Annotated in this window: 10 protein-coding genes; 3 read left to right on the top strand and 7 right to left on the bottom strand. The window is 46.6% G+C overall.

Features of this window, described 5'->3' with window-relative positions; translation table 11 throughout:
- Positions 1–17 precede the first annotated feature (17 nt).
- From KJS65_RS08185 to KJS65_RS08200, 4 genes are all read right to left on the bottom strand, one after another.
- Positions 18–1,316, bottom strand: coding sequence for an ABC transporter substrate-binding protein (locus tag KJS65_RS08185; RefSeq protein WP_244864433.1), 1,299 nt, complete (start codon positions 1,314–1,316; stop codon positions 18–20).
- 108 nt (positions 1,317–1,424) lie between these two features.
- The gene (locus KJS65_RS08190) at positions 1,425–2,102 is read right to left on the bottom strand and encodes a FadR/GntR family transcriptional regulator (RefSeq protein WP_213649377.1); all 678 of its coding nucleotides are present in this window, start codon (positions 2,100–2,102) and stop codon (positions 1,425–1,427) included.
- Positions 2,103–2,471: 369 nt separating this feature from the next.
- Positions 2,472–4,727, bottom strand: coding sequence for an ATP-binding cassette domain-containing protein (locus tag KJS65_RS08195; protein WP_213649378.1), 2,256 nt, complete (start codon positions 4,725–4,727; stop codon positions 2,472–2,474).
- 243 nt (positions 4,728–4,970) lie between these two features.
- Complete coding sequence (locus tag KJS65_RS08200; protein WP_213649379.1) at positions 4,971–5,819, bottom strand: GNAT family N-acetyltransferase; 849 nt, start codon at positions 5,817–5,819, stop codon at positions 4,971–4,973.
- Positions 5,820–6,130: 311 nt separating this feature from the next.
- Here KJS65_RS08200 and KJS65_RS08205 point away from each other — a divergent pair, with 311 nt between their 5' ends.
- Complete coding sequence (locus tag KJS65_RS08205; protein ID WP_213649380.1) at positions 6,131–6,982, top strand: aldo/keto reductase; 852 nt, start codon at positions 6,131–6,133, stop codon at positions 6,980–6,982.
- A 248-nt stretch (positions 6,983–7,230) separates the two neighbouring features.
- Positions 7,231–8,127 (top strand): AraC family transcriptional regulator, encoded by an 897-nt coding sequence (locus KJS65_RS08210; RefSeq protein WP_213649381.1) that lies wholly within the window; start codon positions 7,231–7,233, stop codon positions 8,125–8,127.
- Positions 8,128–8,182: 55 nt separating this feature from the next.
- Here the strand turns inward: KJS65_RS08210 and KJS65_RS08215 are convergent, their stop codons facing one another.
- Entirely contained in the window at positions 8,183–9,385 is a 1,203-nt protein-coding gene (locus KJS65_RS08215) for a macrolide family glycosyltransferase (protein ID WP_213649382.1), read from the bottom strand.
- Between the two features lie 487 nt (positions 9,386–9,872).
- Here KJS65_RS08215 and KJS65_RS08220 point away from each other — a divergent pair, with 487 nt between their 5' ends.
- Complete coding sequence (locus KJS65_RS08220; RefSeq protein ID WP_213649383.1) at positions 9,873–11,432, top strand: MFS transporter; 1,560 nt, start codon at positions 9,873–9,875, stop codon at positions 11,430–11,432.
- Positions 11,433–11,496: 64 nt separating this feature from the next.
- Here KJS65_RS08220 and KJS65_RS08225 read toward each other — a convergent pair whose 3' ends face one another.
- Together KJS65_RS08225 and KJS65_RS08230 are read right to left on the bottom strand one after the other, a co-directional pair.
- Positions 11,497–12,303, bottom strand: coding sequence for a TetR/AcrR family transcriptional regulator (locus tag KJS65_RS08225; RefSeq protein WP_213649384.1), 807 nt, complete (start codon positions 12,301–12,303; stop codon positions 11,497–11,499).
- A 255-nt stretch (positions 12,304–12,558) separates the two neighbouring features.
- Positions 12,559–13,560 (bottom strand): NADP-dependent oxidoreductase, encoded by a 1,002-nt coding sequence (locus tag KJS65_RS08230; protein ID WP_213649385.1) that lies wholly within the window; start codon positions 13,558–13,560, stop codon positions 12,559–12,561.
- Positions 13,561–13,635: the final 75 nt, after the last annotated feature.

Here is a 13,635-nt window from a genome sequence, read left to right on the forward strand (position 1 = left end):
GGCTTTGTTTTATATGCTCATTGCTTCAGACTTGCCTTTTGTTCGGTCCAATAGCTGTCCCATTTCTTCAAGGTTTCGTCTAAAGTTGCTTTATTCAGAAGGAGCGCCTGACCGGTCTCCATTGCCACCTGGCCCCACTGTCCATTCCCCGGGTACTCGAAGGCAGGTTTATAGTTGACAAACGTGTCGGGCTTGTCGGACATATCAATCAGCGTTTTGTATGGACCGGTTTTAAAATATTCGTCTTCCGTTGCGGTCGTATGAAGAGGGATAAGTCCGTAATCCTTCGAAAATTTCGTATTTACCTCTGGGCTGGACAGGTATTCGATAAGCTTCCAAGCTTCCTCTTTATGCTTAGACTTGGAGGACATTCCCCACCCCGCACCGCCGGCGGCGAAAAGCGCTTTGCCCGTTGGTCCTGTCTGCAGCGGTGCCGTCGCCCATGTTCCTTCTTCCATCTTCTCCTGCAGCGACTGAATAACGTCCGGGTCCTGCAGCAAAATGCCAGTTACGCCGGAAGTGAAGGCCTGCACTTGCTCTTGGAAGCCCCAGTTGATAGAGTCGGGTGGTGAGGCGTCTTTATACAGCTTCAGATACAATTCCATCGCAGCCTTGGCTTCGGGTGTGGAATAGATCGTAGCTCCATCCTTCGTGAACATGGAATCTTCCAGATTCACTTTATCTCCGTTATAAGCCAGAATCATCGAATCCGTTGTGCCATTAGATCCGGCTCCTCCACGGAAGGAGAATCCGAAACGGTTCTTAGAAGGATCCGTCAATTTTTTCGCCGTCTCATAAAGCTCTTCCCATGTCGTTGGCGGGTTTAATCCCAATTCTTTAAACCAGTCGGCCCGGTAGAACATTTGTCTCTGATATAAACCATTGGGCAGGAAGTACAATTTACCACCAACGGTTCCCACTGATTTTGAAACCGCGCTTACCGTGGCAAAATCGCTCCACTTGTCGGTATACGCGTTCAGGGGTTCAATGTATCCGTTATTGACGAATTCAGCGACATTCAAGTCCCTTACCTCAAGAATGTCGATCTCTTCTTTGGATCCTAGCATCGTTCTGATTTTATTGTCGGCCTGATCGAAGGGTGGCGAAATGAGTTCCACTTTAATTTTCGGGTTATCCTCTTGGAATTTATCGAGCATCGCTTGAATCAGTTCCGTTCTTTTGGGGCTGGTTAAGCTTTCAATCATACGAATCGTAACCTTGTCGCTTTCCTGTTTGCCGCCGCAACCGGCGATCAAGCCGACGGTTAAAACTGCCGATAACAATAAAGTAATCGCTTTCATTTTTTTCAATCGCATTCCTTGGTCCCCCTTTAATTTGTAGTCCGTCATACAGTCATCCTGTCTGATAGGTAGATTATAGGAGAAGACATATATCGTGTCAATACAGGATATACGCCCGCTCGCTCAAAAATTTTTGATTTTCTCCTCAATACAATTCATCAGCTTATGAAACTCTTCCATCGCGTATTCCGTGTCATGAGCGGCAATCCCCTTGAACATCGTAATATGGTAAGGATAGGTCTCGTCAAATAGCTGCTTATCGCCCAGAGGTTCGTTAAAGAATTTCGCATACAACCCGGAAATGGAATCCAGTACCGTCTTAAGAATCGGATTGTTAGCGGCTTTAATCACAAGCTGGTGAAACACCAAATCGATCTCGGAAGTATCTTGATTGGCTTCTTTCAGAAGCCGGTACTTTTCTAGACATTGTTCCAGTTCTTTGATCTGCGGGGCTGTAATTCGTTTCGAAGCCAATGCGACAGCCTGACCTTCCAAAGCTCTGCGGACATCAAGGGTATTCAACAAAAAGTGGCGTTCGCTCTCAATCTTTACTTTGCCGGAAAAGCGGAACATGTCTACATCCCGGACAAAGATTCCCTTCCCGTTTTCTACCTTTACAAGATCTACTGCCTCCAGAGAACGTAGAGCCTCCCTAAGCGAAGATCGTCCGACACCGAACATCTGGGTCATCTCTTCAACGGAAGGAAGCTTATCTCCCTCTTTTAATTCATTTTCCTGTATGTAGCTCTGTATCTCTTGCGAGACCTGTTCGTGCAGTAAAATTTTCTGAATTTTCCCCATCGTTCGTCTCTCTTCACCTTTCCACCTGTATGATAGGTAAATCTTATAAAACGGACGTTCTATTGTCAATAATCGCGCTTCATTGTCACCAGTCTGGTTCTACTCCCTGGTATGCTTTCAAACCTGATTCATGTTAATGATAATGCTAACAATGTATCGGATATGGGCAATGAATAAACATGTATGACATCGGTTTTGTGTTTCATCTACGTTAATGCACATTATCCTTTTTCGGCCGAGCAATCATGTTCTTGTCATAAAGTTAGGGTAAGCACTTGAGCTTTTACAACAAGAAAAGCCGCATTTCATGCTATGCGGCTTTCAATGTTTATAAGATCTAATCGTCTGAGGGCGACCGATTCTGCTGGCTTACTTCAAATAGGTTCCCGTGATCGATTGCTCCGCATGGATGATCTGTGAAGGAGTACCCTCGAATACCACCTGGCCACCCTTGCTGCCTCCGTCCGGTCCCATATCGATGATCCAATCCGCATGGCTGATCACTTCGAGATTGTGCTCGATCACGATTACCGTGTTGCCGGCATCCACGAGGCGGTTCATAATATCCAACAGGTGGCCAATATCCGACATATGCAGGCCAGTCGTCGGCTCGTCCATCACGTAGATGCTGCCCTTCTTATGCAGCTCGCTAGCCAGCTTGATGCGCTGGCATTCGCCGCCCGAGAGCGTGCTGAGCGGCTGGCCTAGCGTAATATAGTTCAGACCTACGTCATTCATTGCCTGGAGCTTGCGCACGACCTCTTTAATCTGGAAAAATTCCAATGCCTGCTCTACCGTCATCTCCAACACATCTGCGATCGACTTGCCGTTTAGCTTGTACTCGAGTACCTCTTCCTTGAATCGTTTCCCTCCACATACTTCGCATGGCAGCTTCACGCTTTCGATGAACGAAAGATCCATGTACACAACGCCCAGCCCTTGGCAATGCTCGCAAGCCCCCTTGGAATTGAAGCTGAACAAGCCTGGGCTCACCTTGTTCGCGGAAGCAAACGCCTTACGCACATCATCCAGTATCCCCGTGTAAGTAGCGGGATTCGAGCGCGTCGACACACCTATCGCCGATTGGTCGATGACGATCGCGTCCGGATGCTGGCTTAACAATATGTCGTTAATCAAGGTGCTCTTGCCCGAGCCTGCGACGCCGGTTACGACTGTCAGGACACCGGTTGGAATATCTACACTAACGTTCTGCAAGTTGTGCAGCTTTGCATCCTTGATGCTAAGTTTGCCGGATGGCTTCCTGCAATCCTGCTTTAACTGAAGATGGCGTTTCAGATGGTTACCCGTCAATGTACCAGACTCCAGCAGACCTGGGTAGCTCCCTTCAAACACGATCTCGCCTCCGCGGCTGCCTGCGAAAGGCCCCACGTCGACGATATGATCCGCCACCTTGATGACATCGGGATCATGCTCGACGACAAGCACGGTATTCCCTTTGTCGCGCAGCTTCTGAAGCAATTCATTTAACCGGTGTACATCACGGGGATGAAGGCCAACGCTGGGTTCATCGAAGATGTAAGTGACATCCACCAGGCTCCCGCTAAGATGCTTCACCATCTTGACCCGCTGCGACTCGCCGCCGGATAAGGTATCCGTCTCGCGGTCTAGCGTCAAGTAGTCAAGTCCGATATCCACCAGATGCTGCAGCCGCTCCGTCAGCGACTTGATCATCGGCCCGGCGGCGGCATCGTCAATCTCCCGGATGACACGGATGAGATGACCTACTTCCATGGAGGACAAATCCGCAATGTTATGTCCATGGATCCTGCAGCCAAGCGCAGCCTGGCTGAGTCTCGCACCGTGACAGCTGGAGCAGGGACCCTCGGTGATGTACGGTGCAACGGTTTGTTGCGTGCGTTCGGACTTCGTCTTCACGTCCTGCTTGATGTATTTGTTGGTGAACTTTTCAATGACGCCTTCCACGGTAATATTCGTTGCTTTCCCGGCGAAATCCATCTTCACTTTCCTTGCCTTGCCATACAACAGCTGCTCCAACTCTTCTTCCGAATACTCGCTGAGCTTCCGGTCGGGATCAAACGAACCCGACTGCATGAGCATGTTCCATTCCCATCCGCCCACCGTATAGCCGGGAAGCATAATCGCCCCTTCTTGGAGCGACTTGGACATGTCCACCGCTTTGCCCATATTGATTCCAAGGCTGCGGCCGATTCCGTTGCATTCGGGGCACATGCCCTGCGGATCGTTGAACGAGAACATGTTTGCTCCCCCGACATAGGGCTTCCCCACTCGTGAAAAGAGCATCCTGAGAATAGGAGAAATATCGGTAATCGTACCCATTGTGGAATGGGAACCGCCGCCCAGCGGCTTCTGATCGACAATAACAGCCATGCTCAGATTCTCGATCGCGTCCGCATCCGGCTGCGGATATTTGGGCAGGAACGTACGCACGAACATGCTGAAGTTCTCGTTTAACAAACGCGTGGATTCTGCGGCAATCGTATCAAAGACGATCGATGATTTGCCCGATCCGGATACTCCGGTGAAAATCGTAATTTTTCTTTTGGGAATACGCAAGGATACGTTCTTAAGATTGTTTTCCCTTGCAGCCGAGATGACGATATATTCCTGATTAGATTCGCTCATGAGCAACATCCTTCCGGTCAAGTTAATTTCCAAATAAAAATTTAGATTCCAAGCATTCGTGGAATGAATATCTTCTAATTAGTTAACTTTTTGTGACAATTAATTATACGCTACCGTTTGGAGTCGTGTAAACGGTGTTATGCAACCATCATCCTAGACCACTCGATCAGAAGAGCAAGCTTTAAGAAATTCGGATAGATTCCTGAAACAGCTCTCGCTTTTGTCCCGCATAAACCCAAATCTTTATAGCGTTTTCCGCAAGTATTGCGTAACATATTTTTCTTTAAAGCCTAGGCTGTTATATAAATTTCTGGCATAATTGCCGACAACGCACCAAAGTTCGACATTCGCGTTGCCCCGCTGATAGATCTCATTGCATAAATACATAGCAAACTTTCTTCCGATCCCAAGCCCCTGAAGGTCTGTACGGACTGATATGCTGCTGAGTACATTACCGGAGATATGGCTATAAGCGACGACTTCCCCATTGATTTCGTAGACAAAATGGTTGTTTGTATCATCTTTCCATAATGTTCTCTCTTTTTCACTGGGCTGGGCAATCACAGAATCAGGAAAGCTCCCGACACGGACACGCATCTCATGAAATGCTTGGGCATACAGAGATTGACTTACCAGATAGTCTTCGTCCCTATACAGTCTCACCGGAAGGACTTTCAGGGGGAAGGAATTGCCGGTTCGCTGCATGAAAGCCGATGAAAAGTATGGGTCGTAATCGAGCTTGCGCGCAAACGACATTGAAGATGGTCGACCGGCGAGAAAGGAACTCCTGATTTTCTCGGTTCCGCCCGCCTGCAATTCGCTTTCAAAATATTTGACCATTGCGGAACCGATGCCTTGCCTGCGAAACCGCGGACCTACAAACACATTCAAATAGGATTGGGATCCGGGCTCATTCACTTGAGCCAGCGCTACAAGCTTGTCCTCCATAAACGCGGCTTTAAACAAATCCGGTTCTTTGATAAGCACCCGATGGATCTCTTCCCCGCCTTCAACGTCTTCGCTTAATAATGCTCTCGCCATTGGATCATCTTTTTGACTGAATTTCTCGTATCGGATTTTTTCCCTATTCATTTGCCTTCGATTCCTCCTCAAACTACTCGCCAAAGTAGAATTCGACTGTTTCCGGATCCTTCCATTTCTTATCACTTCATCTTACCAAAATTGGTGTACCTTGAACATACCAAGAGCCCCAATGCCGCAACTCCATTTCAGTCCGATGAAAGTGGATATTCGTCAGTCAGATAAGTGTCCGTGAGAGAATTAGGCAAACATTTGATACGAATGTAATAACGGTAACTTTAACATCTGGTACATAATAAAGAAGTAAAAAGGCGGATCGACGATGGGATCAACAAATAATTCTAAAAACAGGAGGCTTTTATATGCAAAAAGTAATTTTGAACAATGGTGTTGAGATGCCTATACTCGGTTTTGGCGTATATCAGATTGCAGATCAAAATGAATGTGAACAAAGCGTCTATGATGCTATCATGGCAGGTTATCGGCTGATTGATACCGCTGCCTCATATCTAAATGAAGAAGCCGTTGGCAGAGCAATCAAACGAAGTGGTGTTGCGAGAGAGGATTTATTTGTCACGACGAAGCTTTGGATTCAGGATACGGGTTATGAGCGCACAAAAATAGCATTTGAAAAATCACTGGAAAGATTGCAATTGGATTATTTGGATTTGTATTTAATTCATCAGCCATATGGAGATGTGTACGGTTCTTGGCGTGCTATGGAGGAACTACATCGTGAAGGAAAGGTTCGCTCCATTGGCGTTAGTAACTTCCATGAGGATCGTCTGATCGATCTGATTATCCATAACGAAATCGTTCCTGCCGTAAACCAGGTAGAAACGCATCCTTTTAACCAGCAAATCGAAAATGCAAAATTCATGATAAAGAATCAGGTTCAGATCGAATCCTGGGCGCCTTTTGCGGAAGGGAAAAATAACCTGTTCCAGAATGAAGTATTGGTATCCATCGCTGAAAAGGCTCATAAATCCGTTGCTCAAGTGGTTCTACGTTGGTTAACACAAAGAGGAGTCGTTGTGATTCCAAAATCTGTTCGTAAAGAAAGAATAATCGAAAACATCGATATCTTTGATTTTGAATTAAGCCAAGAGGATATGGTGAAGATCGCTGCGTTAGATACGAAACAGAGCCTGTTCTTTTCACATCGGGATCCGGAAATGGTGAAATGGCTCGGGAACCGTAAGCTTGATATCTAACTATCGTAATTCGGTTAATCACTCGTTGATTTATCCACTAAATATCAAGTCAAGGAGCAGATGTTAAGCCATCTGCTCCTATTTCGTTTCAGGGAAGATTATATTTTTTTGTTCAATTGTCCGGTACGACGCAAGAGAACGATATACACTTTGTATCAAATCATTGCCTAATCATCTCACAACCCGTTTTACGACTGTGAATATGCATTATAATGAAGTTATAAAGGTCAAATAGTAAGGAGGGCAAGATGTCTGAACCCATATTTCAACAGCAGGATGAGCTTGCAAAACTTATAGAGCGTTATTCAGTACAGGAGGGTGTAAACTCAATTGCGATTCCATCCTTATTTTTGGTTCGCCGATCTGAAGTTACAGGACCTAAGCAGAGTGTATACAAGCCTTCCTTATGTATCATCGTTCAAGGAGCGAAGGAAGTATGGTTGGGACAAGAGCGCTTCAGGTACAGTCCAGCCGATTACCTTGTTGCATCGGTTGACCTGCCGGTATCCGGGCAAGTCGTTGAAGCCTCACCCGCCGTTCCGTATTTGGCACTGAATCTTGTATTTACGCCGAATCAAATCCTGGATGTTTTATGTGATTCTAAGATCGCTGGTGGAAAGAAAGAGAATGCAAAGCGAGCCATGTATGTCAGCCCGACTGAGTCAACCTTATTGGATGCGGTACTTAGATTAGCTCGTTTGCTGGACCATCCGATGGATATTCCGGTGCTTGCTCCGCTAGTTACAAAGGAAATTCTGTATAGAGTTCTGCAAGGGCAGCACGGGGATGTGCTGGAACAAATTGCATTAGAAGGAAGCTCTACGTATCGGATCAGAGATGTGATCGAACAAATCATGAATAACTATGATCGATCTTTGCGGATTGAGGAGCTTGCGGAAATTGCGAATATGAGCGCTGCTTCACTTCATAGACATTTCAAAGAAGTGACAGCGATGAGTCCAATACAATTTCAAAAACACCTGAGATTGCAGGAAGCACGGCGACTATTATTGTCCGAATCAACAGACGCCGCTGATGTTGCATTTCAGGTTGGCTATGAAAGCCCATCGCAATTCAGCCGTGAATACTCACGCATGTTTGGTTTCCCGCCAAGAGAAGATATTAAGCGCCTGAGGGCGAAATGAGACCAGTCAATAACGCATAAATGAAGGCCATCCTTTTCGGATGGCCGCTCTCGTTTTAAATATGAAATTGATTTTTGAATTCGAAAATCTTATCAACAGCTTGATGATAGCCGCCCGAATTGCGAAAGGATTCCCTAATCTCTGAAGCGGCTTTCTTGAATGATTGGAGGCTTAACACATGATCTGCGGCTTCACGTAATTGATTTGCAGTCAAGCTTTGCATATGTAAGGTAACGCCTGCTCCCATCTTGGCGACTTGCCCCGCAATGATCGGCTGATCCGCGCTTAGTGGAATGACAACGAGCGGCACTCCGTAATAGAGACCCTCATGGGCACTATTCATTCCCCCATGGGTAATGAATAGCTTCGTGTACTGCAGAACTTCCGTTTGAGGAACAACATTTTGGACGCTGAAGTTAGCAGGAATCTCCCCTAAATCAGAAATCCGGACTTTATTCCCCACAGACATGATAATCGAATGATCCGTGTTTCCAAAAGCTTCAAAACAAAGCTTATAGAAATCCATGGCTTGGTTAAACACCGTACCCAATGAAATGTAAATGGGATTTTTTCCTTGGATTGTAGTAAAGTCGAACTTTTCTGGAATGAATCGTGAAATGATGGATGGACCTACAAATGCATATGTTGGATCGAATGCTTCTCCATCTGGTTGAAACTCCCTTGTTGTATACACCATTGTAAGAGGTGCTGGATTACAATACACTTCGTAAGGAGAATGGATCTCCACACCGAATTTTTCCTTGATCATGACCGTCAGGCTTTGGAATTTATCTTTTATAGGTTTGACGATTTCTGCCGGGACATGTTCAAAAGATTGTTCCAGCATGTCATCGATTGTATTTTTTGTCTGAGCAAATGTACTACATGAGCTGATAGCAGGAAGCTTCAGAATTTGAGCAATTATACGTCCACAACCAAACATGGAATCATGGATGATGTAATCAAAATGCTCTCCTTGAATCTGTGCGAGAATACTTGGTATGACGATATCTGCCGTAAGTAAAAGTCCGTTGATTCTTTCAAGCAGATAATCTCTTCCACCTGAAATAAAGGCTTTGATGAATTTCTGGTCGTCAAAGGTTCGAACGGTTGCTCCCGTCTTCTCCATACGCTCCCGATACGCTTCGATACAAAAATATACAACTTCTTCTCCACGCGAAATAAGCTCTTGTACAACGCCAATCGTTGGATTGATATGTCCCTCGGATCCACCATTGATAAATAAAACACGCGCCATTTCGACCACTCCTTAGTTGAGCTCCTCTAAATAAAGTTAGAAGCACTGTCCCATACATCGCTCGAATCATAGCCTGTTGGTCATACAGATCAATAAGGACATTGAGATACGTATATTTCAATGTTGACCCGCTGCTTATTTTGATTTCAAGAAAAACAAGGCGCAAAGCCACAATATTAGAAAAGCTTTTTCAGCGTTAAAAATGATTTTGCCCCTTGCAAAGCAAAACTTGGCTTTGGATGAGTAGAAGAAGCGAGCCCCCTCTTTTACTGTATGAGTATAGCATAAAATTATAGATTGGATTTCAAAAATCCATACTTAACGATATAGCGAATAAAGAGGAAGCTGCTTAGATTATTAGGACGTTCCCTCGACAAATCAGAAAGGTTAAAAAAATCATAATTTTTTGTTGACCAATTACTGTATACGGCATATACTGTTTATAAAAATAACTGTTTATATTATAAACAGTAATGGGAGGATTTCAATGACAACTTTTACCCCTCAAGCGGCCAAGCGTGCAGGACGCAAAGAATGGATTGCGCTTAGCATTTTATGTCTGCCGTTGATGTTTGCATCCATGGACGTCGCTGTCCTGTTTTTCGCCGCCCCCGCTATCGCAGCGGACTTGAAGCCGAATGCCACGCAACAATTGTGGATTTTTGATGTTTACGGCTTCATTCTTGCCGGTATGCTATTGACGATGGGCGCGATTGGCGATCGAATCGGACGCAAGCGCCTGTTAATCATCGGTACGGTCGGATTCGCTTTGAGTTCACTTTTCGCAGCATACGCCCAATCGGCCGAATCTCTGATCATCGCTCGAGGAATACTCGGAATAGCAGGTTCAACCTTGATGCCGTCTTCACTTGCCCTTATTCGCGTCATGTTTCAGGATCCCGCGCAGCGGACGAAAGCTATGTCGATTTGGAGTGCGGTGATGGCCAGCGGGGTTACCCTCGGTCCGATCATCGGCGGAGTGCTTCTCAATTCTTTTTCCTGGGGATCAGTGTTCCTTATCAATATCCCGGCGATGGCCCTTCTCCTCATTATCGCTCCGTTCCTTCTACCCGAGTCGCGCAGCGAAATGCGAAGTCCGATCGATGTGCTTAGTTCGCTTCTTGTTCTTACCTCTGTCCTACCCCTTACTTATGGCGTCAAGACGCTTGCGGAGGATGGATGGGCAGTGCTTCCTTTTGTTATGCTTGTTGCAGGCATGCTGTCGGGTATCGCGTTTGTGCGGCGGCAGCTCCACATTCCCAACCCTTTGCTCGATATTCGTACGTTGATGGAGCGGCGAATCGGCGGTTCGATTCTCGTTAATTTCATCGCTATGTTCGCGCTCATGGCAAGCTCACTGGTCAATACTCAGTTCCTTCAGTCGGTGCTTGGATATTCTCCGTTCGTTGCATCCCTATGGAGCGTGCTGCCTTCCGTAGCCGTAGGGGCGGCGGCACCGATTGCGGCAAAGCTGTCGCAAACTTACGGAAGACCGCGCATTATAACGGCGGGCATCTTGCTGGCAGCAATCGGATTCGTCGTGCTGACCCAGGTTCGCTTGGAGGGTTTTTCTCCGCTAGTCATCGTGCTTGTCGGAGCCGGATTGATTGCTGCAGGTATCGTCTCGGTCATGACTCTTGTTACGGATTATGTCGTGGGTGTCGCTCCCGTTGACCGTGCTGGAGCTGTCGGCGGTCTTATCGAAACTTCCAGCGAACTTGGTGGCGCGTTCGGCATCGCTCTTCTGGGCTGCCTTCTGGCAGCGGTATACCGGAATTCGGTCTCCCCTCTTCTTCCCAAGGGGCTAACGCCGGAAGCTGCTCATGCGGCCGAACAGACCATTGCCGGAGCTTCAAGTGCAGCAAGTCATTTGCCGGCAGAAGCTGCTTCTCGCGTTATGGATGCATCCCGTGAGGCTTTTGTAACCTCTATGCATACCACTTGTCTCGTTGCCGGCGCGATCCTGGTTCTGGCCGCGGTCATCACGGTCGTATTGCTCCGTGATAAGAAGACGGATATCGAGGCCGCCGCATCGTCAAGAGCATAACACCAAAAAGGCTACTTCCTGGCATTTGCCTGGAAGTAGCCTTTTCATCATTTGTGCGTAAACTTTATTTATGATGCTCAGGGCCGTCAGAGGTCGTTTTTTGTATCAAAAATTGCTCGATCCCGTCCAAAATCCGATCCAGTCCGAATTCCAAATCGTTGCCGACGGTATTCTCGTCTTCGTTCTCGCCGGTATACGCACCGGACATCACGATCGGATGCAAATTCGGATATTGCTCCGGCTTGATTAAATACCGTAGCGCAGCCGAATAATTCAGCCCGCTGAACGCTTCCTCACTGGAACCCGCTAGAACGGCACGATCGATGTCCCTCTGAAGCATCCCATATGTACGGGCATAGCTGCTCAAGAGAAGTACGATAGACATCTTCTCGTAATGGTTCAGAGGCATGTCTCGAAGCGGTCGCAAAGCCCATTCCACGATACGCAAATTATTTGGCGTAATCGGAATCCCGAGAATCGGAATGTCTCCATACCACGGATGCTTGCGAAATACGTCAACCGTGCCCAATACGTACTCGCGCATGCTTTCCCTCCATTCCTGCGGAGCTCTTTCCGCGGGTAAAGAAATATCGCATGCCGCATCCTGCATCAGGATCAGCAGATCATCCTTGCTGGGAATGTAACGGTAGAGCGACATGGCCGTAAAGCCTAGCGCTGAAGCAATTCGGTTCATCGAGACGGAGGCAAGACCGTCCTTGTCCGCGATCTCGATCGCCTTTTTCACGATTAGATCGATGCTCATCTCGCGCTTGGGTCCGCGCTGCGGCGGCTTCGCTAATCCCCAGCCGAGCGCTGCGCCGGGGGGCAAGATTTTGGCAACCTCTTCTGGTGTTAAATCGTCAGGGCTCATCTGTTCACCTCCTGTTCGTTCGAACGCAGCCTGCATAATAAAAAGTGTTTATAATATAAACAGTATATCATAATGCCGAAAGATTCTCCCTCTTCATGAATTAAAAACCGGTAAAAGTAACATGCATTTTGCCGGTCAATAAGAATTTTTATGATGTTGCTGCAGCCAGCGCGGAGTATCCACCCAACGAATGTCCGTTGACCGAAACGGAACCGGGATAAATTCTCCCTTTTTGTTCTTGAATCATCCGATGGATTACTTTATTCGAACGACAACCTTTCCTTTGGCGCTTCCAGCTTCCAGGTAATGAAGTGCTTTTCCTGCATCTGTAAAATGAAACACCTTATCAATCACCGGCTTAATGTAATCTCTTTCAATATAGTCTTTTAAAATATTCAATTGTGCTCCGCTTGGTTTCATGAATAGGTAATGGTATTTCACATGGCTCTGTTTCTCTAGTGCCGTAATTTTACGGCTCACAACGGATAAGACAGCTGTTTTCCACCACCCTAATTGTTGTTCTTTTCCGAATGCAGCGTTGGGAACGCCGGAAATGGATACGATTTGCCCGTTAGGCTTCAGGATTCGGAATGATTTTTCCAAAGCGGCTCCTCCCAAGGTATCATACACCGCGTCATATCCCGTAAGGATTTCTTCAAATTTCTCTTTTCGGTAATTGATAATCTGGTCTGCGCCCAGCGATTGGACCATATCATACCCCTTATCGCTCGCCGTTGTGGCGACATAAGCTCCCATTAATTTGGCCAATTGGATGGCAAAGGTGCCGACGCCTCCGGATCCGGCATGGATCAAGATTTTTTGGCCTTTTTGCAGATTTAGAATATCCGAAAATGCTTGATACGTCGTAAGGCCGACCAGCGGTATGGATGCCGCTTCTTCAAAGCTTAGATTTTGGGGCTTCAGCGAAATGTCTTCCTCATGTATAGCGATATACTCCGCCAAGGTGCCGATACGATTTTTACGGGGTCTCCCATACACTTCGTCTCCGGGCTTAAAGGTATGGACCCGGTCACCGACTTTGACGACAACGCCTGAGAAATCATTGCCTAAGATCAAAGGAAAATTATAATTTAGCAGGAGCTTGACTTTCCCTTCCTTTATTTTAAAGTCGATAGGATTTAAGCTCGCTGCATAAATTTCCACCAATACATCATGTGCTCCGATCTCAGGCGTAGGCTGCTCCGACATGAATAGTGGCGTATTCTTTCCGTATTTCTCGATAATGAAGGCCTTCATTTGCAATCACTCCTATTAGATTATTCGTTTAAACATTTAAACTAATTATTCAAAAAATTTGATTTCATTCCTTTA

The organism is Paenibacillus sp. J23TS9 (assembly GCF_018403225.1).
Lineage (GTDB): Bacteria > Bacillota > Bacilli > Paenibacillales > Paenibacillaceae > Paenibacillus_AQ.

What these genes read in the sequence shown, in the direction of transcription:
- KJS65_RS08185 (WP_244864433.1), bottom strand. Translation starts at nt 1,316, where the DNA reads ATGCGATTGAAAAAAATGAAAGCGATTACTTTATTGTTATCGGCAGTT.
- KJS65_RS08190 (WP_213649377.1), bottom strand. Translation starts at nt 2,102, where the DNA reads ATGGGGAAAATTCAGAAAATTTTACTGCACGAACAGGTCTCGCAAGAG.
- KJS65_RS08195 (WP_213649378.1), bottom strand. Translation starts at nt 4,727, where the DNA reads ATGAGCGAATCTAATCAGGAATATATCGTCATCTCGGCTGCAAGGGAA.
- KJS65_RS08200 (WP_213649379.1), bottom strand. Translation starts at nt 5,819, where the DNA reads ATGAATAGGGAAAAAATCCGATACGAGAAATTCAGTCAAAAAGATGAT.
- KJS65_RS08205 (WP_213649380.1), top strand. Translation starts at nt 6,131, where the DNA reads ATGCAAAAAGTAATTTTGAACAATGGTGTTGAGATGCCTATACTCGGT.
- KJS65_RS08210 (WP_213649381.1), top strand. Translation starts at nt 7,231, where the DNA reads ATGTCTGAACCCATATTTCAACAGCAGGATGAGCTTGCAAAACTTATA.
- KJS65_RS08215 (WP_213649382.1), bottom strand. Translation starts at nt 9,385, where the DNA reads ATGGCGCGTGTTTTATTTATCAATGGTGGATCCGAGGGACATATCAAT.
- KJS65_RS08220 (WP_213649383.1), top strand. Translation starts at nt 9,873, where the DNA reads ATGACAACTTTTACCCCTCAAGCGGCCAAGCGTGCAGGACGCAAAGAA.
- KJS65_RS08225 (WP_213649384.1), bottom strand. Translation starts at nt 12,303, where the DNA reads ATGAGCCCTGACGATTTAACACCAGAAGAGGTTGCCAAAATCTTGCCC.
- KJS65_RS08230 (WP_213649385.1), bottom strand. Translation starts at nt 13,560, where the DNA reads ATGAAGGCCTTCATTATCGAGAAATACGGAAAGAATACGCCACTATTC.